This window comes from Anaerotignum sp., assembly GCF_031981185.1.
Taxonomy (GTDB): Bacteria; Bacillota; Clostridia; order Lachnospirales; family Anaerotignaceae; genus Chakrabartyella.
The window spans coordinates 16,221-39,137 of record NZ_DALYUL010000016.1 but is presented as its reverse complement, the minus strand read 5'-3'; the positions used below and the strand labels follow the sequence as shown (position 1 = coordinate 39,137).

At 36.1% G+C, this 22,917-nt stretch carries 19 protein-coding genes; all 19 read left to right on the top strand.

The annotated features are described in order from the left end of the window. Nucleotides 1-270 precede the first annotated feature (270 nt). Nucleotides 271-1,587, top strand: coding sequence for a GHKL domain-containing protein (locus RTK36_RS10265; RefSeq protein ID WP_312046834.1), 1,317 nt, complete (start codon nucleotides 271-273; stop codon nucleotides 1,585-1,587). A gap of 1,081 nt (nucleotides 1,588-2,668) precedes the next feature. Further along, nucleotides 2,669-3,826: a CaiB/BaiF CoA transferase family protein gene (locus tag RTK36_RS10260; protein WP_312046832.1), complete on the top strand. Its 1,158-nt coding sequence runs from the start codon at nucleotides 2,669-2,671 to the stop codon at nucleotides 3,824-3,826. Between the two features lie 14 nt (nucleotides 3,827-3,840). Further along, nucleotides 3,841-5,022, top strand: coding sequence for a CaiB/BaiF CoA transferase family protein (locus RTK36_RS10255; protein WP_312046830.1), 1,182 nt, complete (start codon nucleotides 3,841-3,843; stop codon nucleotides 5,020-5,022). A 61-nt stretch (nucleotides 5,023-5,083) separates the two neighbouring features. After that, nucleotides 5,084-6,658, top strand: coding sequence for a BCCT family transporter (locus tag RTK36_RS10250; protein WP_312046827.1), 1,575 nt, complete (start codon nucleotides 5,084-5,086; stop codon nucleotides 6,656-6,658). Between the two features lie 168 nt (nucleotides 6,659-6,826). After that, a complete protein-coding gene (locus RTK36_RS10245) occupies nucleotides 6,827-8,173 on the top strand; it encodes a sigma-54 interaction domain-containing protein (RefSeq protein WP_312046825.1) in 1,347 nt (448 codons plus the stop codon). Between the two features lie 529 nt (nucleotides 8,174-8,702). Further along, entirely contained in the window at nucleotides 8,703-9,251 is a 549-nt protein-coding gene (locus RTK36_RS10240; RefSeq protein ID WP_312046822.1) for a hypothetical protein, read from the top strand. 508 nt (nucleotides 9,252-9,759) lie between these two features. Then, nucleotides 9,760-10,812: a methyltransferase gene (locus tag RTK36_RS10235; RefSeq protein WP_312046820.1), complete on the top strand. Its 1,053-nt coding sequence runs from the start codon at nucleotides 9,760-9,762 to the stop codon at nucleotides 10,810-10,812. Continuing rightward, nucleotides 10,784-11,236, top strand: coding sequence for a MarR family winged helix-turn-helix transcriptional regulator (locus tag RTK36_RS10230; protein ID WP_312046818.1), 453 nt, complete (start codon nucleotides 10,784-10,786; stop codon nucleotides 11,234-11,236). The genes RTK36_RS10235 and RTK36_RS10230 overlap by 29 nt, the downstream gene beginning before the upstream one ends. Nucleotides 11,237-11,252: 16 nt before the next feature. Beyond that, a complete protein-coding gene (locus tag RTK36_RS10225) occupies nucleotides 11,253-12,359 on the top strand; it encodes an ABC transporter substrate-binding protein (RefSeq protein WP_312046815.1) in 1,107 nt (368 codons plus the stop codon). Continuing rightward, nucleotides 12,359-13,396 (top strand): FecCD family ABC transporter permease, encoded by a 1,038-nt coding sequence (locus RTK36_RS10220; RefSeq protein ID WP_312046813.1) that lies wholly within the window; start codon nucleotides 12,359-12,361, stop codon nucleotides 13,394-13,396. Before RTK36_RS10225 ends, RTK36_RS10220 begins: the two co-directional genes overlap by 1 nt. Continuing rightward, a complete protein-coding gene (locus RTK36_RS10215; protein WP_312046810.1) occupies nucleotides 13,396-14,166 on the top strand; it encodes an ABC transporter ATP-binding protein in 771 nt (256 codons plus the stop codon). The genes RTK36_RS10220 and RTK36_RS10215 overlap by 1 nt, the downstream gene beginning before the upstream one ends. Before the next feature lie 687 nt (nucleotides 14,167-14,853). After that, nucleotides 14,854-14,979 carry a diguanylate cyclase domain-containing protein gene (locus RTK36_RS16720; protein ID WP_442871349.1) on the top strand — a complete coding sequence of 42 codons (126 nt, stop codon included), beginning with the start codon at nucleotides 14,854-14,856 and terminating at the stop codon, nucleotides 14,977-14,979. Between the two features lie 58 nt (nucleotides 14,980-15,037). Beyond that, nucleotides 15,038-16,846 carry a BCCT family transporter gene (locus RTK36_RS10210; protein WP_312046807.1) on the top strand — a complete coding sequence of 603 codons (1,809 nt, stop codon included), beginning with the start codon at nucleotides 15,038-15,040 and terminating at the stop codon, nucleotides 16,844-16,846. Between the two features lie 816 nt (nucleotides 16,847-17,662). Continuing rightward, nucleotides 17,663-18,109, top strand: a complete 447-nt coding sequence (locus tag RTK36_RS10205) for a staygreen family protein (RefSeq protein WP_312046805.1) — start codon at nucleotides 17,663-17,665, stop codon at nucleotides 18,107-18,109. Between the two features lie 864 nt (nucleotides 18,110-18,973). Further along, nucleotides 18,974-19,786 (top strand): DUF6597 domain-containing transcriptional factor, encoded by an 813-nt coding sequence (locus RTK36_RS10200; protein ID WP_312046802.1) that lies wholly within the window; start codon nucleotides 18,974-18,976, stop codon nucleotides 19,784-19,786. Nucleotides 19,787-20,269: 483 nt separating this feature from the next. Continuing rightward, nucleotides 20,270-21,040 (top strand): EFR1 family ferrodoxin, encoded by a 771-nt coding sequence (locus RTK36_RS10195; RefSeq protein ID WP_312046800.1) that lies wholly within the window; start codon nucleotides 20,270-20,272, stop codon nucleotides 21,038-21,040. A 102-nt stretch (nucleotides 21,041-21,142) separates the two neighbouring features. After that, nucleotides 21,143-21,352 carry a hypothetical protein gene (locus tag RTK36_RS10190; protein ID WP_312046797.1) on the top strand — a complete coding sequence of 70 codons (210 nt, stop codon included), beginning with the start codon at nucleotides 21,143-21,145 and terminating at the stop codon, nucleotides 21,350-21,352. A gap of 62 nt (nucleotides 21,353-21,414) precedes the next feature. Continuing rightward, on the top strand, nucleotides 21,415-21,774 hold the full coding sequence (locus RTK36_RS10185) for a hypothetical protein (RefSeq protein WP_312046795.1): 360 nt from the start codon (nucleotides 21,415-21,417) through the stop codon (nucleotides 21,772-21,774). 121 nt (nucleotides 21,775-21,895) lie between these two features. Further along, on the top strand, nucleotides 21,896-22,714 hold the full coding sequence (locus tag RTK36_RS10180; protein WP_312046793.1) for an MBL fold metallo-hydrolase: 819 nt from the start codon (nucleotides 21,896-21,898) through the stop codon (nucleotides 22,712-22,714). Nucleotides 22,715-22,917 lie beyond the last annotated feature (203 nt).

Sequence of the window (22,917 nt, the reverse complement as noted above, 5' to 3'; positions counted from 1 at the left end):
GAACAAATATTTCGTCCGATGCGGCGCTTCTCTGACACTAAACCTTAAATATATCCGCCAGATTTCAAAGGATGTCATCATTTTTGATACAGGTGCACGTCTCCCTTACCCCTACCGCGCCTACCAGAAGTTAAAGAATGAATTTTTGCGGTTCCAAATGTTCACAGAGGACTGAAATTATGCCAATTGTCCCTAAAATAATAGCAATTACCCCAAAAACAGTTTTTATGCTTATTTTGAGATAAAATAAAGAAAAAGGAGGTGAAGGTAATGTACGAAATTCTGCTGTTTTTTTCTTTTGTCGAATCGGTGATCGGGGCAACTCTGACATCCGCCGCCACCATGTGCTTTCGGAAACCTGTCAAAAAACGCATCACAGCAGGACTAACGGTGATGTTTTTAGGGATAATCAGTCTTTGCGGAGTAATTTTTACTCGGGGTATTCATGCTGCGGATAGTGTTGCCATATTTATTATTTTGGTACTGATACTCGCATGGTTCTTAATCTGTTCTGCTGATACCTTTTTTGTGTCAGTCTTTAACTTTTTGACTTGTATTAATATATATATCGCCATCAGTTACATAAGCTCAATGTTGAGTGTACACGAAGGCGGTGTTGGGTATGTGACTGAGTACAACATCGCTCGTACCATTATCTATGGGGCGACGATCCCATTGTTATTTAAATTTGTTCGCCCGCACTTTCGTAGATTGGTGGATTCTTTGGACAAAGAGTGGCATGCCGCTACGTTGGTGCCTCTGCTGTTTTTAATTCTTCAAATCGTTCTTCTGTACTATCCAGTTCCATATTTTTTTTGGGAACGGAAAAACTGGAATCAAATTGTTATCGTCATCGTCTATATGTTGTTCTTAGCGGTATACTATCTTCTGTATATCCAGGCAAGTGATATTGTAGAAAAATATGCTTTGGAAAACCGAAACTTACTCATGGTACAACAAGACAAGCTGTGGGAATCGGAGCTCGCACGGCAAAAGGCGGCAGTAGCAATGGCATCACAACAGCTGCATGATATGCATCACCACAATGCAGTTATCATGAAGATGTTACAAACTGGTGATACAGACGATCTGAAAACCTATATGAAAAGTTTTGACGCTGCGCTAGATGCATATAATGGAGATTCCTTTTGTTCAAACCCCATTGCCAACAGCATTTTTAACCTCTATGCTTATAGAGCATCGGTTAAAGGTATCAATATCTTGTTTCATGTGAGTGTGCCGGAGAACATCGGCATCGATAACATCGATCTCACTTGTGTACTCGGAAATGCTTTAGAAAATGCGTTGGAGGGATGTCTAAGGGTGAAAGGAAAAGACGAAAAGAAAATCATAGTCACTACTAAATTTATTGATAATCGCTTGCGTGTGCAGGTGGAAAACACCTGCCGAACGGATATTGTCTTTGATGGCGAATTTCCTGTAACTCAAAAGCAGTGTGGCGGAACGGGTACTAAAAGTATTTACTACATAGCTGAACGCTACGACGGAACGGCAGGTTTCTCCGTGATGGACGGGAAATTTATTACTCAAATAGTACTCAATGCACGTCAAATGGTTTCACAATGAAAGAAGACCTAAAACGGTTGTCAGTTAGCGCTGACAGCCTTTTTTTATAACTTCCAATTATCCCACAAACTGACTCAACTGTTTTAGTATTATTCTTTCAAAAGACGTATTTGAAACCCCAATGACATTTTAAGTAAAGTGGATAGTCTTGAAATAAGAAATATAGAGCATTTAATTTTGATTTATACAGCTTGGCAATACGCTTCCGCCAAGAAACCAGTGGGCTTGCACCACATCATTATTGTCTACGCAAGACATTGCAAGGTTGCATGCCTGATGCAACTGTCTGAGTTTTTTTCACTGTATTTACGAAATAACCTCCACACATAATAGCATGTGTACATGATTTTTTCGCTTTCCAAATTTTCTTCCTCATCTATAATACCACTTAGCATGATTGCAAATTCTGCTTCATCTTCCATTGAGTTTAGATTTTCATTTCTAAATGCATTTAATGCCTTTTTCAATTAATTTTCTTATAATAATTAATCTCTAAAACATTCCTAGACAATGTTCTCGAAACTAGTTCGTCCTTTTTGTCTAAGTCCTCTACGTAATTAAAATATTACATATTACACCTGCATACTCCCACTGTGAATTACTTAATATGACAGTTTCATATTGGCTTTCAAATATTATGTTAACCCTACAATACGCAGCAACCTTTTGCTTTTTCTTTTCTAGGCAAGTTTTCCTTCTTTTTAAGTTTTCATATCAGCGCTTTTCTCAATTTAGTGAACGAAAAGCTGAGAGCTCCTACAAATGAGGAGCCCAATATCAGTCTTAATCTATTTTGGATGTGAATTTCCAAAAAAGAAAATCTCATATGGCAAACTCTATATTCAAATTTGAATAAATTATTCTAAAATGAATAGCTGTTTTTCATCTTGTTATTCCAAATAGAATAATAACATGAAAAACGATTAAAAATATTGCCTTTTTCTACAGTAAAATCACCCTTTTGTTTTGGCACAATTATTGCTTATTAAATAATACAGTTGAATTTCTTGTGAAAATATACTAACTATTTTTTGTTTTGTGTATGGTTTCAACTAAAGATTATATAAAGGGAGTGATTTTATTGACAGTAGCATTGCAGGGAGTTGTTATTTTAGACTTGACTCAGAAATTAACTGGCAGCTTGGCAACAATGTACTTGAAGAATTTTGGGGCAGAGGTTATCAAAGTTGAAACACCAGAAGGTGATAAGGCAAGAAATTGGGAACCTATGAGGGAAGATCAGAGTATTTATTTCAATTACTTAAACGGTGGTAAAAAGAGTATTTCCTTAGACTACACTACCGAACAAGGAAAAGAAATTCTATTGAAACTAATTCAAAAGTGTGATGTTTTCTGTATTGGCGAGGATATTCCTAATCCAGAAGAATTTGGTTTAGACTATGAAACCTTGAAAAAAGTAAAGTCTGACTTGATTTACGCAGCTTATTCTTATTTTGGCCAAGATGGTCCTATGAAATCAAAACCGGGGAGTAGCTTAGTTGCACAAGCAAGAGGCGTTGCTATGGATATGACAGGAGTGATAAACGAGGAGCCTTGTCAGGCTGGGCCTTCTATTGCAGAGCATTATGCAGCAGGCTTTTTTGCATCAGCTATTGTAATGGCGTTAGTTGATAAGTTCGAACGTGGTGTTGGTCAAAAAGTGGATATATCTTTGCAAGATTCCGTTTATTCATGTATTGAAGCAGCACCTGCGGCTTATTCAACTGTAGGAGAAATTCACACAAGAAAAGGTAATTTTGACCCTTCCTGTGCTCCGTATGACACATTTGAGACTTCAGATGGATATGTTGCGGTAGGGTGTGCAACCCAAGTTCAATGGGAACGTTTCTGTGATGTTTTGGGTTTTGATGACTTAAAAAATGATTCAAGATTTTTAGATAATGAGGGTAGAAGAACGGATTATCTCTTTATTTTAAGACCGCTTCTGCAGGAAAAAATTATTAAGATGGAAAAAAGCTATGTAGAAAGCCAGTGCCGTACCCAAGGAATTCCTTGCTGTGCTGTGTTTAATGTGAAAGAGATCACGGATATGCCAAATACGATTGAAAACCACTTTATTAAAGAAGTGGAAAGTAAAAAACTTGGCAAATTAGTATATCCAACATTACCGTTTACTTTAAGTGAAACTCCATCTGAAATTTTTGCAGAAGCTCCTGCATTAGGAGAACATACGAAAGAGATTTTGGAAAAATTTCAGATTGGCACGAAAAACAACTAAAAGGAGTGAAACAAATGGGGATTTTAGATGGTGTAAAGGTTATTGACTTCACACATGCATATGCAGGGCCTTTCTGCTCTTTGAATCTTGCAGATTACGGTGCTGAGGTCATTAAAGTTGAACGAATTGATGGTGGCGATCAAGCAAGAACATGGGGACCGTTTAAAAATGAGTATAGCGCGTACTATGCATCATTTAATCGTGGCAAAAAAAGCATTACTTTAGATATTGCAAGCCCCGAAGGGAAAGAAATAATTTTTAATTTAGTAAAAGATGCGGATATTGTGTGTTCAAACTTTAAAGCAGGAACCTTAGAGAAATATGGCATCGGTTATGATGATATGAAAAAAATTAAGCCTGACATTATTTATGCATCCATTTCTGGTTTTGGAACTGAAGGGTTTCTTTCAAAATTTGCTGCATACGACAACGTTATTCAGGCAATCAGCGGCGTAATGGATGTGAATGGTTTTCCTGAGAAAGGGCCTACCAAAATTGGGCCTGCAATCGGCGATAGCTATTCTGGATTGATTTTGTATCTGGGTATATTCATTGCATATTATCATCGTTTACGTACGGGACGGGGTCAGAAAGTTGATGTTACCATGTTGGGGTCTTTGTATACTTTATTGGAATACCCTATTTTGGAATATACAAACAAAGGCAATGTTATTTCAAGAACAGGAAATACAAGCCACTACTGTGCGCCAGCTGATACTTACAAGGTAAAAGATGGCTATATTGCACTTACAGTAAGAAATGATGCTATGTGGGAAACATTTTGTAAAAAAATGTCCTTGTTGCCACTACTTGAGGAAAAAGATTTCCAAACTAATGAAAATCGTGTTGCAAATAAGCAGCGTCTGAAAGAAATACTGTTGCCTATTTTTGCAGAAAAAACCATGGGAGAGATGGAAGCACTCTTTTCAGATACAGATATCCCTCTGTCAGCTGTTATTGATATTGTGAAATCTCTTGAGGATCCACATTTAGTAGCTAGAAAAATGGTGATTGAAGTAAATGACCCCGTAATTGGTCCACTAAAACTGGTTGGCAACCCTATGAAACTATCTGAAAACCAGCCAATTTTAGACATTCCTTCGCCAACACTTGGGGAACATACGAGTGATATTTTACTATCTTTAGGATACACAGAGGATGAAATAAAACAATATAAAGAGAACAAAGTTGTCTAAGTAATATGGTTATACGAAAAATTTAGTTTTCACATTATTTAAATTTGAGGGGGGATTTTAAGTGAAACAAGAAAAAACAAATTCACTAAAGGATAGATATGAAGTTGCTTTAATGGTAATAAGTATCATGATTATTCTTGCTTTGGTGGCGGGTTTGACAGTTTTCCCTGAACAGGGAACGCAATTTGCTGGGCAGGTTATGAAAGTTTTAACCCATACTTTCGGCTCATCAATGCAGATTATTACAATTGTTATTTTAATTTTCTTGATTGGTCTTGGCTTTTCCAAATATGGTAGTATTCGTTTTGGGAACGAAAAACCACAGTATAAAACAGTTAGCTGGGTAGCAATGATGTTCTTTACAGGTTTAGGTGCAGGAACAGTTTATTGGGCATTTTTGGAGTGGGGTTACCATTTTAATGCTGCTCCACAATTGGCTGGCGCTCCTATCAGCGAAGCATATGCATATGAACTTTCTCTTGCGTATACTATTTATGACTGGGGTCCAGCTGCATGGGCACTACTGTGTGTATTTGTACTTCCCTTTGCTTATCACTATTACATAAAGAAAGATAATGAATTGCGTTTTAGTGCTCTTTGCAAATATTCCGTTGGGGAAAAACGTGTAAATGGTTGGTTTGGAAAAATCGTAAATTTCCTTTTCATCTTTGCGGCCGTTGGCTCCATCTGTATTTCAGCAGGTGCCTCTGCATCTACTGTTGCAGCAGCCATTGCAAGCTTATTTGGCATAAGTACTTCTTTTGTATTAATGGTTGGTGTTTTGGTTGGAACAGCAGTGCTCTATTCCATAACATCTCTTCTGGGGATTGAAAAAGGAATGAGAAAAATCAGTGACTGGAATGTATATTTCTGTATTGCGTTGCTCTTGTTTATTTTGATTGCAGGCCCTACACAGTATATTTTGGATTCATTGGTTAACTCTTTAGGTTTGCTGTCAAAAGAATTTGTACGTATGACTCTTTGGACAGACCCTGTGGCAAAGACAGGTTATCCTCAGGACTGGACTGTATTTTATTTAGTATATTGGCTGGTATTTGGTCCTTTTACAGGCCTTTTTGTAGCAAAGATTTCTAAAGGTAGAACAGTTAGAGAAATTATTATTAACATGCTTATTACCGGAACTGCTGGATTATTTTTCTTCTTCGGAATTGTAACAGCATATCAGCAGGGCTTGAGAATGGAAGGCATTTTAGATATTCCTGCAATGCTTGCAAATGGTCAGTCTGAAATGATTGCAGAAGCAACCATAAGCTCATTACCTTTTAGCAAAATTGCAATGGTGTTATATCTGGTTGTTATTGTATTGTTCCTTGCAACGACATTAGATGCAACATCATTTACCCTTTCTTCCACTATAAGCAAAGACTTAAAGGAAAATGAAGAACCTAAAAAAGGCTTGAAATTTGCATGGTGTTTGATTTTAGTTTTGATACCTATTGCTATTGCATATATCGGTACAGATATCAATACAATTAAGGCAATTGTATTAGCAACTGGTTTGCCATTAATCGTTATACTAGGAATTATTTACCATGGATTTTTACGAGAAATGTATAGAGACTTTGGAAGTAAAACGAAAGATGAAATTATCAAGGAGTTTAGAATTGAAAAGTAATAATATTAAATTAATTTAAACTCTAGGCAACCTCTTTATATTTAACAAATCCTATAACATATAGATTTCCCATTTGAAGGTCTTTCGAAATAATTTCGAAAGATCTTCATTTTGAATGGTTTTTTTTGGTATAATGATGTTAATAGTAGAGAAAAAGGGGGAGGCTTTATGGAAGAAAAAGAAAATTCCATCTCTTCGGAGGTGCTTCATAGCATTATTGATCAGTTGCATGATGAAATTATGATTTATGATAATAATTACCGCTTGGTTTACTTAAACAAAGCAAGCTCGCGGCACTATGGCATTCCAGCGGAAAAACTAATTGGAAAAAAGTTTGATGAATTAGATCAAGTTTACTGGGGTAATTCCACCCTCCCTTTGGTTTATAAAACAAAGCAGATGGTAACAAAAAGGCAGATAACAAATTTAGGTCAGGATATTTTGACGATTTCAGTGCCAATTTTTGATGATAAAGGAAATCTTCAATATGTTGCCCAAAATGTAAATGACATCTATTACATTAATCAAATTAGCAAAACAGAACAAGCCTCAGTTTTGGTTATGAAGGACAAGTCTGAAAAGGAGGCTTTTGTATATAAAAGTGAAGCAATGAAGGATATTCTTTTTATGGCAGAAAAGCTTAAAAATATACAATCACCTATGCTTATTTTAGGAGAAACGGGTACAGGAAAAAGCTTTTTAGCGCAGCATATTCACAATTGCAGTAATCGCAACAAAAATCCTTTTGTGGTATTGAATTGTGCCTGTATGAATCCAAATTTGATAGAATCTGAATTATTTGGTTATAAGCGTGGAGCCTTTTCAGGAGCCAGTGCTTGTGGGAAAAAGGGCATCGTTGAAATTGCTGATGGAGGGACTTTGTTTTTAGATGAAATCTCTGAAATCCCTTACGAGTTGCAAAGTAAATTGCTTATATTTTTACAAAATCAAGAGTTTATCCCTATTGGTGGGGAGAAAAAACAAAAAGTCAATGTAAAAATAATTGCTGCTACAAACCGTAGCTTAAAACAAATGGTACAAGCAGGATCTTTTCGGGAAGATTTATATTTCCGTCTAAATACCTTTGAAATTACAATTCCGCCTCTTCGAGAGCGCAAAGAGGATATTATCACGTTATTACAGTATTATTTACAACAGTTTAATCATATTCACGGCCAAGGACATTGGTTTGATGAAGAAGCGCTGAGGATATTGGAGCATTATGCTTGGCCGGGTAATGTGAGAGAAGTATCTCATATAATGGAAAAATTAGTGGTTTTATCAAAAGAAGAAGCAATTCATATCTCGGATTTGCCCAAAGATTTATTTCAACTTACTTCCGAAAAGAAAACGCTGGACATTCATCGTCGATTAGATGATGTTTTGGAGGAAGTAGAGCGCGAAATGGTTATAGCTGCATTTGAAAAATATAAAACGAGTGTGAAAGTAGCTAAGGTTTTAGGAATTAGTCAACCAAAGGCTTATCGACTAATTCAAAAATACATTAAAACATAAGTAGGATGAAAGTAAGTGAATTGTCTTAATCGGAAGATTCAGTAACGATATTCTAATAAATATACGTTTGCGATATGTGGAAATAGCTGGCTGAGAAAATATACAAATACTCTTCTGGAAGAGAAAACTATCAAAAAAAGTATCTCTCAATTTCTGCTATAGGCTGTTTGGTGTAGAAACACTTTATGAAATTGGTTGTTACTTTATCTTTAGCAGAATTTGCAGTAATCGAACTATTTGGAATGGATTTAAAGTGGTTTTGGATGGAACGGCAGTTCTGCCTTTTGTTTCAGCTGTAACTCGAAGGATTAAGAATAGTGACAAACTTGCTGATGCAATGAAGTAGGCGTTGAGGATATGATGATTTGCCAAGCTTAAAAAAAGGTATATCAAGGACTGAAGATTATGAAGCTCATCATATAATCGGAAAGTTTGCAAAAGTGAAAACATGTTATAATAACAAAGATAGCTTGAAAGTATTATTGGAAGTCATTTATAAAATCTTTGTTTGTTCAAGGAGAGAAAGTCTATGAAATATATTTTTGTACGACATTGGGATTATTGGTATCGTGTTTACCATATAGGAGAGTATGCAAAAGGCGTAATAAATGGGGTAGAATTTCATATCGTTGATCAACCTGATAGGGAATCTGAATTTTTCCACTTTGATTTTTATACTTTGACTGCCCTTGAAATAATGATTGAGAATGACGAATTTATGGATCGTGACGATTCGGAATACGCTGATTTTTTGGAGAAATATCGTGCTTTGAAGTGCGGAGAAATAGATTTTTTTATTGGTGCTCTATACTACCAAACATTTCAGCCTAACATATGTACTTGCAATGATATGTTGCTTGAAGGGAAAAATATATTTGACCTCAAAAGTCCGTCCTACAAACCATATTATGCAGTCATGTTCATTGGAGAAGAACGTCCGCTTATGCCGGATTTGCTAGTTGAGTGGACGATTAAAGTATGTACTAGATTATTCAGAGGAAAATTTGAGTTTCGGTTTCTTGATTTACCTTCCTTTGAAAAAACGTTGGAAGCTTACAACTCCGATGAAAGGTTTTAATTTTAGCCGAAACTAAATAGTGTAACAACTCAAAGCATCTTCCCAAGGTTGATGCTTTTTATATGCGCATTTTAAAGGTGCGATCAAATAGGAATATTAAATGGACTTTTCAAGTCTAGAGATACACTGGTAGTGCCTACCGCTTTTTTGCGGAATGACAGCAGGAAAGCCTGTGAACCAGGCTCCTTTATACAGACGACGGGTGTGCATTCTTGTGTTCGCATCTTAGCCGAGGGGCAACGAAAGAATCGAGTATATGGTGTGTTGTGTGCAGATTGCTTTTCCTATAGGATATGGAGATAGTTCATTAACTCAGGTGGTTTTGTGGCTTTTGGCGTTCAAATATTGATTTTTACGGAGGTAAAATAGGATAGGGTAGCGGGATATGCCCTATCCTATTTCAAATGAAACTTTCGACTGGTCAATTGTATGCTTGACATACAATTGAAAAGAATGTATACTTGGCATACAATATGTTAGTGATAGCTAACTAAAGGGGAGTGAACTAGTGTATCAATTTAAAAGAAATCAAAAGCTTTACTATAAAATGCTTCATCAGAAACGAGAAACAGAGCTGCTTCTATCAGCATTAAGATTGAAATTGTTTTCTTATCTGGAAAGCTGGGAAATTCCAAAAGCAGTTGCAACGAAATCAGGCTTAAATGAGCGAAATTTATCTTTTGTGCTAAATGCATTAGCATCCATTGGATTGCTGGAAAAAAGTGGTGACTCTTATCGGAATACCCGGGAGAGCAATGATTTTTTAAATACAAACAGTCCTGTTTATTTGGGCGAGAGCATCCTTTTTAGGGAGAAAATGATGTCTCTGCAAAGTATTGAAGAGCGTTTAATAAATGGCCCTAACATTAGCGTTCTCCAAAATAATCAAGGGGTAGAGGTGTATGATTTTTATGAGGCTGCGCGGGTGAGTATTCCTGAAATGTATACAGGGCGTGTTCAGTCTGTGATTCAAGCAGTGACAAGTCTTTATGGTAATAAACCCCCTGAAAAGATACTTGACCTGGGAGGTGGATCAGGCATCCTTGCAATAGAGCTTGCAATTACTTTTCCAAATTGCAAAAGCGTTGTTTTTGAGCATCCTAACGTAGCACGGCTGTCACGGGAATTAGTATTAGAGAGAAACCTATTGGAGCATGTAAGCGTAATGGAGGGAGACTTTAATGCAGACGATATCGGAAAAGGATATGATCTGATTATTGCTTCAGGCATACTGGACTTTGCAAAAGATCATTTGGATTCTGTGATGAGCAAGTTATATAACGCTTTAACATCAAATGGTTACCTATATGTTGTAACGCATAATGTTAGTGAGGATTATCAGAATCCGCCTGAGAGTATTCTTGGCTGGCTATCCAGCCATTTGGATGGTCTGGATATACTGCTTACAAAAAAGGATATTGAAAATGCTTTAGCAGATCATGGATTTCAACAAATTCATAGCAATGAGGCTGATGCAGTATTTGAAGGACTGCGAGGCGAATTTTACTTAAAAAGAACGGGAGGTTTCCAAGATGGAAAAGTTACAAAAACTTGTGATTAGTGATTTTATACAAATGACAGAGCGAATAGCCAATGGAAAGACAAATATATTAGATTTTGACTTGGAAGAAATGCAGTTTTATCGTGGAGAAATCCACATGATTAAAATGGTGGGTGACCATCCGGGCATATTTATTTCTGAAATGGCACGCAACTTTAATGTAACACGTGCTGTAGTAGCAAAAACAGTCCGAAAACTTGAAGAACATGGCTTTCTCGAAAAAAAAGAGGATGATAAGGATAAAAAACGCTTTTGCCTTTTCCTTACAGAAAAAGGGGAGATGGCTTATAAGCTTCATAACCAGTATCATCAGGAATATGACCGCCCGTTATTTGCCTATCTTGAAAGTTTGAATGACAACGAACTTCATATCATTCGGGAATTTTTGAAGCATGCAAATGCTTTGATAGAAAATCATTTTTAAATAACAGGAGGGTAAAATGAAATCTAAGAAAATATGGTTCTTAATTTTATCTATTGTTTTGACTTTGGCTTTCGCAGGCTGCGGAGCGACTGAAAATGTATCTGTTACAGAGTCTAAAAATTCATCAGCATCAGGCATGAGAACAATAACCGATTTAGGAGGAAACACCGTGACTGTGCCGACGGCATCAGAAATACAGCGTGTAGTCATCATATCTCCGCCAACGACATCAGTGCTTTTGGGTGTTCTTTCTAATCCCGATAGGATTGTAGGGGCTAATTCCAGAGCTTTTACGACTTCAAATACTGAAATTGTAAGTAAGCTTTTTCCCAACTGGAATGATGTTGAGACCTCATTTGTAAGTGAGGGCTTTGTATCTAATACAGAGGAGCTTTTAAATCTTAATCCGGATATTGTGTTTTATTATGGAGAAGCTCAGAAATCGGGCATTGAAAATCTGGGCATACCTATTGTCGATATGATGAAAAAAGGAGATAACAATCCGCAAACAGTTACGATTGCATGGGATAACCTGATGCGGGACATATTTGAGGTCAATAATTCTGTATCCCTTCAAAATGAATGGGAAGCTTCCGTCAAAAAGGGAGCAGAGGTTCTTGATACATATACAGGAGAAAAAAAGACTGCACTTTTTCTTTTCAGCAATACGGGAGGTGTGATTTCCGTATATGGAAGTGGGACTTATGCAGATATGTGGTTTGAAAAAAGCGGCCTTGTCAATGCGGCAGCAGAAATATCAGGACAAGCTGAAGTTAGTATGGAACAGCTGTATGAGTGGAATCCCGATTTCATTTATGTATTTATCGGAAATCCTGCTTCTGCTATGCTGAAAAACAAAATTAGCGGACAGGACTGGAGTTTGCTTTCCGCTTATAAAAACAACACAATCTTTGATATTCCACAGGGAATCTATTCATGGGGTGCGCCATGCTCTGATGCTCCCCTTACACCCCTTTGGATGATTTCAAAAAGTTATCCGGAGTTGCTAAGTGAGAGTGATTTTAAAATGCTGTTTAAAGATTATTACAGTAGGGTGTACAAAATTACGCTGGAGGAGGAGCTGATTTCTGCCGTGCTTAGTCCACGACAGTTGCAGAAATAATGATTATGAATAAAAAACCCAAACAAAACCTTGGTAATGTTAAATTACAGTTTAGTTTGCTCGTAGGGCTCCTTATTCTTGTAATGGTAGCGTCACTTTTTGGAGGTCGTTACCATATGGGATATGGGGATGTCTTACAACTGATAGAAGCAAAGCTATCTGGAGTTTCCTATCCGGGCTTTGAAGTTGCAGAGCATGTCCTGTTTCAAGTCCGATTGCCCCGTATTCTTATTACGTTACTTGTTGGAGCAGGATTGTCCATAGCAGGAGCTTCACTGCAGGGACTATTTCAAAACCCTCTTGTCAGTCCTGATATTCTTGGTGTTTGTTCCGGCTCAGGCTTTGGTGCGGCCCTTGGAATACTCCTTACATCTGGCATGGGTGTGATGACATCAGTATTGTCGTTAACGTTCGGACTGATCAGTATGTTCCTAACACTTTTTATGGTTCGAGCCAAGGGGCAAGCTCAAACAATGTCCTATATTTTATCAGGGATTATTGTGACCTCGGTATTTTCTGCGTTAACATCACTGATTAAATATGTTGCTGATGTAAACGATCAACTTCCGACAATTACATTCTGGTTGATGGGGAGCTTTGCAAATAAAGAATTCAATGATTTAAAAATAATTATTTTGCCAATTGTTATGGGTATTGCTGGGCTGCTACTTTTACGGTGGCAGCTTAATATTTTGTCATTAGGAGAAGAAGAGGCATATTCCCTTGGAGTAAATCCGCAAGCGGCACGTATAGCGGTTATTCTGTTCAGTACAATTATTACAGCTGCCTGTGTAATGGTTTCCGGCATTGTTGGCTGGGTAGGTCTGGTTATTCCCCATATATCCAGAAGACTTATGGGGGTGAACCACAAGGGCTTACTTCCTGCATCAATGCTGCTTGGTGGAATTTTTATGGTGATTGTAGATAGCGTTGCCCGTAATCTGACTGCAGCTGAAATACCAATTGGAATACTAACAGCGTTAATCGGGGCGCCATTCTTTGCACTCATTTATAATCGAATGAAAGGAGAATCATAATGTTGCTTCGGGTAGAAAAAGGAAGTTTTTACTATACATCAGATACACCTATTTTGCAGGATATTACTTTATCATTGGAAAAAGGCGAAGTAATAGCTGTTATGGGGCCAAATGGCATAGGAAAAACTACGTTCTTAAAATGCTTGATGGGCATTTATAAGTGGAAATCAGGCCATTCACTCATTGATGGAAAAGATACAGGTAGCGCAAGAAAACAGATTGGATATGTACCACAGGCACACCGATTTTCATTTCCGTACTCAGTTAGGGATATGGTTGTGTTTGGCAGAGCAAAGTATCTGTCTGCATTTGCATCACCAGGAGAAATGGATTATGAGCTTGCTGACAGAGCCTTGGAAGAGGTAGGCATTTCTGCGATCAGTGATAAATCCTGTAATCAGTTAAGCGGCGGACAGCTTCAAATGGTGTTGCTTGCCCGTGCGTTAGTGGGAGAACCTCAATTGCTGATATTGGATGAGCCGGAATCTCATCTCGATTTTGGAAATCAGATCACAATACTGAAAATAATTAAAAAACTAGCAAAAGAAAAAGGAATTGCCTGTGTAATGAATACACACTATCCAAATCATGCGCTTAATATTGCGGATAAGACCTTACTTTTAAAAGGAAATAAATTTCTTGTAGGGAAAACGGATCAAATACTTACAAAAGAAAATATACGAGAGTATTTTGGAGTGGATTCAATCATTGTTACGGCACAAAAGGATGATAGAGCGATTAATGCCTTTGTATTAACTGATTTGATTTAAAATTTAATTTTCAAAACAACCTAGGGTGTCCAATGAACGGCGGTGGAAGATGATAACCGTTACAATTGCAATGGAAAAAGGCATCTAAACCAGCATCCGTGATTACGATAATAAATCCAATTAATATTACGGAAAATGTAAATGCAATAAAAGAATAGATAAGCCACGACTGTGAAAAATCGGTTTTTATGCCCATTTTTCATAATTTGGAAGTTAAAGAGCCGGGAGTAACAGAAATGTTATTCGTGGCTTTTTTGTAGAAACGAATACCTACGGCAATGAGGCGAAAAAGGAATTCCACTCCCTTCGTTATAATAAAATTTTTAGTCGGCAAACTGCAAGGAATAAAATAACGAAGGGAGTTTTAATATGGGTCTTAACGACATAAATAGTTTATCTAATAAGGCGTGGAACCATTTTTTGTTTACTAAAGCTAAGTAAATATGATATAATTTTTTAAAAAAGTGGAAAAATAAGTTTTTAAAAGTGTCTTTTATAAACTAAAAGTACGAAATTGAAGATGTTATTAAGTCGCTACAATTGGCACAAGCGGGAGGTAAGGCAACTGAAATTTCCTGAAGTTATTATGGTAAATATGTGATGCCATTATATCATAACTTGTGATTAAGGAAATAGTATGGACTGGCAGAGGTTAATTTTTGAAAGAGTCGGAAGAATAATCTAGAAATTGAAAGGGACAATCATTTATTTGCACTTTTGTTTATGGCGTTAGATGAATTTAAAGAAATTATTGATAAAACTGGTCAAAAACTGAAAAATGAGTTTTTAATTATAGTTAGAAAATATTTGTAATACAAAATAAAAAGAAGGACTTAGGTTATTTAAAGACTTGGGTTAAGGGAGGATTCATATGGATGATGAAAAGAAGAGAGCACTATCAAAAAGAAAAGAACTTGCAGATAAACTAAAAAAAGCAGAGAAAGTAGCACGCACGAAAGCAATCAAGAATAGAAAACCCTTCAAGGGGTTGCAAATAAGACCAACAGTGTCACTATTTGATGAAGCGGGTCGTAAAGAACCAGGAGAAAATAATTGGGAAGGATTTGGATTTGATATACATCCTCAAGTAACTATTTTTTCCGTAATACTTTTAGTTATCTTTATTAGTACAACACTTATATTTCCTAAAGGGGCAGAGGAGTTCTTTAACACTATTTTAAGTAGTATTACAAAAAATGCAGGATGGTTTTTAATAGCAGTAGCTAATATTTTTGTTGGTGCAGCACTGTTCTTTGCTTTTGGACGATATGGGAACCTCAAAATAGGTGGTGCAGAAGCTCAACCGGAGTTTACTAAAGCTGCTTGGTATGCGATGCTTTTAAGTGCGGGTATGGGTATTGGACTACTATTCTGGAGTGTAGCTGAACCGATCTCACACTTAAATACACCATCACCTATGTTTGGGGGCTTAGTGGCGGGTTCTCCTGAAGCAGCGCAAGCAGCTATGGCAACTACTTTTTTTCACTGGGGGATTCATCCTTGGGCAATTTATTCCATTGTTGGATTAGGGTTGGCATTTTTCGCATTTAATAGAGGGTTACCGTTAACCATACGCTCGGTATTTTATCCAATAATTGGAAATAAAATTTATGGATTTTGGGGCAATGTAATTGATGTACTTTCGGTTTTGGCAACATTAACAGGATTAGCGACATCACTTGGACTTGGTGTTGCTCAGATCAATGCAGGCTTAGACCATCTTTTTGGTATCGCTATAAGTGTACCAATCCAACTAGGATTAATTATTGGCATAACAGTTCTAGCTACGATATCTGTTGTTTTAGGACTTGATGGAGGCGTTAAACGACTTAGTGAGATCAATATGGCACTTGCTGGCGTATTCCTGGTATTTATTTTATGTGTAGGACCAACAGTATATATTATGAGTGGCTTCACACAAAATATCGGCTTTTATATATCTAATTTTGTTCAGATGAGCCTTTGGACAGAAACATTCAGAAATACCAATTGGCAAGGATCTTGGACTATTTTTTATTGGGCATGGTGGATATCATGGTCTCCATTTGTAGGTATGTTTATTGCTAGAATCTCTAAAGGTCGCACAGTTAGGGAATTCATTTTGGGCGTTATGGTATTTCCTTCACTACTTTCATTTTTTTGGATGTCTGTATTTGGAGGGACAGCTATTTTCTTGGAAACAAACGGTTTGTCAAATATAGTCTCCGCTATTAAAGAGGATGCTTCAATTGCATTATTTGCAATGCTGGATTCATTGCCACTTAGTAGTATTTTGTCTGTTGTAGGTATAATTCTCGTAACAGTATTCTTTGTAACGTCTTCCGATTCCGGCTCTTTGGTTGTAGACCATTTAACATCAGGTGGAAAGTTGGATTCTCCGGTACCTCAAAGAATTTTTTGGGCTGCTATGGAAGGGGTTGTTGCAATAACGCTGTTAGTAGGTGGTGGGTTGACTGCTTTACAAACAGCATCAATAATAACAGGACTTCCATTTGCAATTATTTTATTACTAATGATTTATTCAATTAATGAGGGATTGAAGCAAGAATTTGAGATAGAGGAAATCGTTCGTAAAAAAGTACGTGAAGTACGAGAAGATCATATTATCAACGAAGTGATTAATGCAACTGTTCATGATCATGCATTAATTGAAAAAGAGAATGACAAAACGAATAAATAATTTAACGAGGAAACACGCAGGCAAAATCAACTGCTTTTTATTAGAGAAATGAATCCCTCCACCAAGGAGCCAATGCCTTCAAGACCTCATGATTGGGTGTTCGAGGCAACGGAGATTTCTGATACCCTGAGCAGATAAAAAAGATGACAAAAATGTGTCTCAGAGAAAGAAATGAAAATAGGGCAAGAAAATGACGGATTTTGCTCCTAAAAATATAGGCGGAATTCGAAAATATAATGGTTTTACACTAGCTTTGAAGGCATAATTAAATATTGAATGAGTGAAAAATAAGAGGCAGAGTTTGCAGTCAAGTTAATTGATTTACAAACCCTGCCGTTTTTTAGTATAAAAGTACATAATGAAAGGTTTTGACATTTGCAACAGCAGATACAACTTCTTGCCTGAGATTAAATTGCTTTGTTAATTTCGTCGATAGCTTTACGATAAGGTGCTTTAGAACAGCCAGTTGCCAAAAAAGTGTATGTATGAACCATGTGGCACTGATAAAATTTACCACATGGGGAGTTCATATTACATCATCATATGGATGAAAACAAGATAAAAAGATTCTTAATGTTTATGTTTGTTTCGGCGTTCAGATTAAAACAGTCTTATGGAACAATATAAAAGAATACTCTGAAATGTAATATTACCAAAGTTTGTTTATCAACTTCTGTATGACACTAGAATTAATTTAGTATGCACCTTGGTAAAGCTCAGGCATGCTTCTGAGAAAGTTTGTCTAAAATAACTAAACTAACACTTTTGCAGTCTCCGTATAGAATATAAGTGATTATATTGAAGGAGGTTTGTAAAGTGAAGGAACTTAATTCGCATAAAGTATTTGTACAATATCGGGATATGATGGAACCATATGAACCTGTTTTGGGTAGAAAATATACGATTACTCATTCGGATACAACTGGGGAGCTATTTGTGTTTGTGGCCGAAAATTATGCTGAAGATCAAATTACAGGAATTCGTGACGAGGTGAGAGTTGCGTGGAAGGAAGATAAAACAGGTCTTGCTTTAATTGGCTCGGTGATTGTGGATGGCAAAGGCGTAACAGGAAATGCTTTTATTAGAAATAAAATTTTCTATAACGAAATGCCTACAGCCCTTCAAGCCTTACGCCAAGCTGACAGATTTTTGTTTGACAAAGAGCCTAGTCTTGATAACACAACGGTATTTATTCACTTTATCTCAAATAATCCTGCATATGACAAGTTATATGATTTTGGAGCTATTGGCATCTATAAGTGAATCAGTGTTTGCTTTATATCAAATCCATATATGCAGTTTACCTCTAGTGGATCCTTACTATTAGAAAAAATCTTCTAGTCAAGGACCCACTAGGTTCTGACTGCATCATTATTGTCAACTCAGGGCGGTGTACTACAGGTAACAGAGGAAGTATTTCGTGCCTCTGTAACGTAGCAAGGGTTAAAATTAAAGATGAGCAAACTTTAACTGTTCCCCAAAATTTGAAGGTTTTATTAGAAGATGATAAAATAAAAATGAATGGGACAGTGTGAGAGCCTTAGTGTATGATTTACTTGAAAATTACATACTTATAAGCGATAGTGATGAGAGTCGGTATTATTACGAGGTCGTTTCAAATGAAGCAGAGTATAGTGTAAAAATAAGAGATGAATTTTTAAAGAGGAAAAAATAGTGAGTACCTACTTGGAAACAAAGTAAGTAGAGGTGACGAATGAATCGGCTAGCGTTAATAGCCTAACAGATTCTAACGAAAATAGAATTCTAAGTGAATGAAGCTCCGCTATTTTGGTTTCTGCCGTTGCATCTACGGGCATGAAAGTGAGCGGTAATATTTCAGCGGAAACATATTGGTTGGTTCAGAACTCACCATATATTATTACCTGGGAAATTGAGATAGCAAAAGGTGCGACTCTTACATAGGTGCCGGAAGTGAAGTTGCTATGAACAAATCATATAGATCGAAAGATTCTATAGTAATTAAGGGAAAACTTTATGCCTGAGGTGGGGGGGGCAGACCAATAGTAATACAAGCATGAAAGATCCTGATTATGAATTGTCAGGTGTTGGGAGGATTGAAAGGGCTTAACATCTATTAGGAATAACAAGGAAAGGAGAGAGGTGAATATGGTAATAAAACAATTTAGACCTCCTGATTTGCTACACAATTTTATAGATTATACGTGGGTGGTAGAATCTAATTTTCTTCCTGAAGGAGAGCGGAAAGATGTAATTATGCCTCTAGGCCATATAAACCTTATCTTTAATTATGCATCTGATTATAAGGTTATTGAAGGAGAAAAAGAGATACTAATCCCAAATGCTGCGATTATCGGTCAGATCAAAAGCGCCAAGCGTGTTCAATATGGTAGAAAGTTAGATCAAATAGGTATTTCCTTAAAACCGGCAGGGTTTATTTCGCTGTTTAATATGCTGGGATGTTCAGTTACTGAGCGAATTTTGGATGTAAATGAAATTGACAGTACACTTAATGAATTATACCTGGATATCAAGGAATTAAAGGGCATTGAGGAAAAAGTAAAAAAAATATATGAGTATCTCGAATCTAAAATGGTTTCTGAAACAAAATTCCAACGCTTATGCGAAATGACTACTTATGTTGAGCGCAATTGCGAAAATCTGGACATTGGTAAAATGGCTGAGTTCTTCTGTATTTCAATAAGTGCACTTGAAAGGTTTTTTAAAAAGAATGTGGGATTGACACCAAAAACATATGGGGATATTTTAAAATTTAGAAAAAATGTTGAGGACGATGTAAGAAGAAAGAACATGCAAAATTATTATTATGATCAATCCCACCTGATTAAAAAAGCTAAAAAGTTTTCGGGTAAAACGGTTAATGAATTGGAAAATGTTAAAAAAGAATTAACGCTCCAATATCTACTAAATAGTAAGGAAATAACTGATATGACCAAATAGACCAATAGAATCATTACGCTGATTTTTTACAATACAACCACACCGCCAAATTGATAAGATTAATATATCTTAAAAATAAAAGGGATGGTTGAAAATGCAGATTACAATGATATTTGCAAGCACGCTAATGTTTATTAATGTAACCTTATTGGCAATATTAGTTCCAGAAGGGCCTATTGAGAATAGAGACTTTAATGGATTAAGAGGCATAGTGTTTTGGGGCTTTAATGTGTTTCTTATTACATAAGGAATCACATCGTATATAACAAGCTATTTACTTTTAATTTCAAATTCATATGCTTTACCTATGGGGCAAATAATCTCTGTTTTGTACTTTATTGTATATTCAATAGATTTAGCAGGGATTTTCCTAAAGTCGCCTACTAGAATGTCAAAGACATGAATGCTAATCGAAGAGGTTAACACTTCATTGGCTATATTTTTATTCATATTTGTTACTGCTATTGGGAGGTCTGTGTAGTTATGCTGTTGAGAAAACCAATTATAATTTATTATTTTTCTGGGACAGGAAATACCCTTCTTGTTGCAAGAAAAATGAAAGAGGCATTTGAAAACCAAAAATACGTTGTTACACTAAGAAAAATGTCTATATCTGGAGCAGTTGAATTAGAAAATGACTGCCATTTGGGAATAGTGGTTCCAGTTGCCATACAATCAACGTTTCCAATCGTATGGGACTTTATTGACAGTCTACCGGAAGGGAAAATGAGACAAGTATTCTTTGCAGATACAATGGAAGCTTTTTCTGGTGGAGTTGTAGGACCTATGAAAAAATCTCTGGAAGCAAAGGGGTATCGGTGCATAGGTGCATATGAATTTAAAATGGCAACTAGTATGCAAACAACGGAAAAGAAAGCCGCAATAGGGAAAGAGAAAAATAGAATAGCTTTACTCAAGGTGGATGCGTATGTGCAGTCACTCATTGACGGAAGTGCTAAATGGGAAAGAATACCGTTTTTATCGGATGCAATGAGATATTCATCCAAGTTACGTTTCATTTGGACAAAAATGAGTGAAAACATAATGATAGACCATGCTTTATGTACCAAATGCAGGATGTGTGAAAAATTCTGCCCTGTAAACGCAATTCGATTAACGGATCAACATATGAAAATCCAGCATAAGCAATGTATCTCTTGTATGAGGTGTGTAAATTACTGTCCCCAAAATGCTTTTACTCTAGGCAAAAAACATGTGATTCAAAAAAAGGTTGCTAAAGTAAACGAATTGTAGTAGAAAATGATAACAGTTATTTTTATTAATGCAAAAAAGATTGATAGATACAGATATAGTACAAAAATAACATTGAAGATATCAATAATTAAGGAGAACGAAATGTTTACTTTGGATCATATAATGATTGAAACTGATTATCCGCAAAAAATGGCTAAAGAGTTTTCAGAAATCTTCGAGCTTCCATATGCGTGGCCATTTTCTGAAAGTGAGGATTATGCAAGCGTGGGAATTAATTCGGGGAAATTAATATTGAGTTTATTAAGTTTAAACTTCGTTTTGGAAAGAAAGCACGTTCTTTTAATGGATTAAGTGGTGTTGCTTTTGTTCCATTACAAACGATGGAAAAGACATTTGATTTGTTGGAAGAACAGATGATTTCTTATCGTATTGGTGAGGATATTGAAGCTCATACAACAGTGACCGTAAATGAAGAACAACTTTTTCCAACTATATTTTTGGTTGAGTATCACTTTGATACAACTGGATGGAAGAATAGGCTGAACGAAGAGTTCAAGGATTCCAATGGTGGAAAATACAAGATTACGAATCTGCACAAGTTGATTCTGCCGGGAAAACCCAATAGAAAGGTAGAAGAGCTATTTCCCATGGTTTGTTACAAGGAAGGAATTACAAAAGGTGAAATAATTTTTAATTCTGAATTAGAAAATGCAAGTAAAAAGTTAGTGACATTCAATGATAGTTCGTTGAATTTTGAAATATTTATAAAATAAATTCCTTTGTGAGCACTTCTTTCTCATTTCAAAATATACGTATATCGCCAAGGGGATGTCAGAGGTAGAAAGGAATTGAACAAGAAATATGCTTATTAAGCTTACTGATAGAATTTATTATATGCCAAATGACGATAGAACAGATAGACCTTTATTGGGATTAATCTGTGGTGACAAATATAGCCTAGTTATAGATGCCGGCAATTCTCCGGCACATGCCAATGAGTTTTTGACTGATGTCTGTAAATTACATATTCCACCACTAAAATATTTAGTGCTTACTCATTGGCATTGGGATCATGTCTTTGGGATAGAAGCCATGAACTTAATTACAGTTTGTAATAACAGAACGAAAGAAAACTTGGATAAAATGCAAAAACTGACGTGGGATGACTTTAAGTTGGATCAACGAGTTAGCAATGGAGAGGAAATTGAGTTTTGTAGTAAAATGATAAAACTTGAAATGCCAGTTCGCGATGGATTTATAACAGGTAATGCGGATATAACATTTAAAGAAAGTTTAGAGATTGATTTAGGAGGAATCCATTGCGTAGTTGATCATGTGGGAGGTTGTCATTCAGAAGATTCTACCATTATTTATATCCCTGATGAAAAAACAATATTTTTAGGTGACTGCATTTGTGAAGATATTTATAGTGGTGAATGGAGTTATAGCAGAGATAGATTATTACCGATGATAAACAACATAAAAAAATACGATGCATTATATTATCTTACATCACATTATCATCCAGAAAGTAAAGAAGAATTTTTTAATTATCTGAATGAACTTATTCGAATAGGTAATTTTGTGGGGAATGAGTATATTGTAAATGAAGTCATTGAGAGATATACTCAATTTTATGGTAAAGCCCTTAATGAAGATGAAATTTGTAATATACGTAGCTTTATTCATGGTAATATGAAAGATAGGACTTAGATGTTTGAACTATCAAAATGGATAGTCCAAGAAATTAGCTTGCCGCCAATGGTCTTTCAGACTCAGACGGCATCTTTTGTCCCAAAAATTCGTAATCATCTCTACCATCCTTAAAAACCCGAAAATTGAATAAAATGGACTTCAGAGATAGCTCTGATTCATCACATGGGAAAATCTCAATTTCTTTGATTAGCAAAGAAATC

What these genes read in the sequence shown, in the direction of transcription:
- RTK36_RS10265 (WP_312046834.1), top strand. Translation starts at nt 271, where the DNA reads ATGTACGAAATTCTGCTGTTTTTTTCTTTTGTCGAATCGGTGATCGGG.
- RTK36_RS10255 (WP_312046830.1), top strand. Translation starts at nt 3,841, where the DNA reads ATGGGGATTTTAGATGGTGTAAAGGTTATTGACTTCACACATGCATAT.
- RTK36_RS10245 (WP_312046825.1), top strand. Translation starts at nt 6,827, where the DNA reads ATGGAAGAAAAAGAAAATTCCATCTCTTCGGAGGTGCTTCATAGCATT.
- RTK36_RS10240 (WP_312046822.1), top strand. Translation starts at nt 8,703, where the DNA reads ATGAAATATATTTTTGTACGACATTGGGATTATTGGTATCGTGTTTAC.
- RTK36_RS10230 (WP_312046818.1), top strand. Translation starts at nt 10,784, where the DNA reads ATGGAAAAGTTACAAAAACTTGTGATTAGTGATTTTATACAAATGACA.
- RTK36_RS10225 (WP_312046815.1), top strand. Translation starts at nt 11,253, where the DNA reads ATGAAATCTAAGAAAATATGGTTCTTAATTTTATCTATTGTTTTGACT.
- RTK36_RS10220 (WP_312046813.1), top strand. Translation starts at nt 12,359, where the DNA reads ATGATTATGAATAAAAAACCCAAACAAAACCTTGGTAATGTTAAATTA.
- RTK36_RS10215 (WP_312046810.1), top strand. Translation starts at nt 13,396, where the DNA reads ATGTTGCTTCGGGTAGAAAAAGGAAGTTTTTACTATACATCAGATACA.
- RTK36_RS10210 (WP_312046807.1), top strand. Translation starts at nt 15,038, where the DNA reads ATGGATGATGAAAAGAAGAGAGCACTATCAAAAAGAAAAGAACTTGCA.
- RTK36_RS10200 (WP_312046802.1), top strand. Translation starts at nt 18,974, where the DNA reads ATGGTAATAAAACAATTTAGACCTCCTGATTTGCTACACAATTTTATA.
- RTK36_RS10195 (WP_312046800.1), top strand. Translation starts at nt 20,270, where the DNA reads ATGCTGTTGAGAAAACCAATTATAATTTATTATTTTTCTGGGACAGGA.
- RTK36_RS10190 (WP_312046797.1), top strand. Translation starts at nt 21,143, where the DNA reads ATGTTTACTTTGGATCATATAATGATTGAAACTGATTATCCGCAAAAA.
- RTK36_RS10185 (WP_312046795.1), top strand. Translation starts at nt 21,415, where the DNA reads ATGATTTCTTATCGTATTGGTGAGGATATTGAAGCTCATACAACAGTG.
- RTK36_RS10180 (WP_312046793.1), top strand. Translation starts at nt 21,896, where the DNA reads ATGCCAAATGACGATAGAACAGATAGACCTTTATTGGGATTAATCTGT.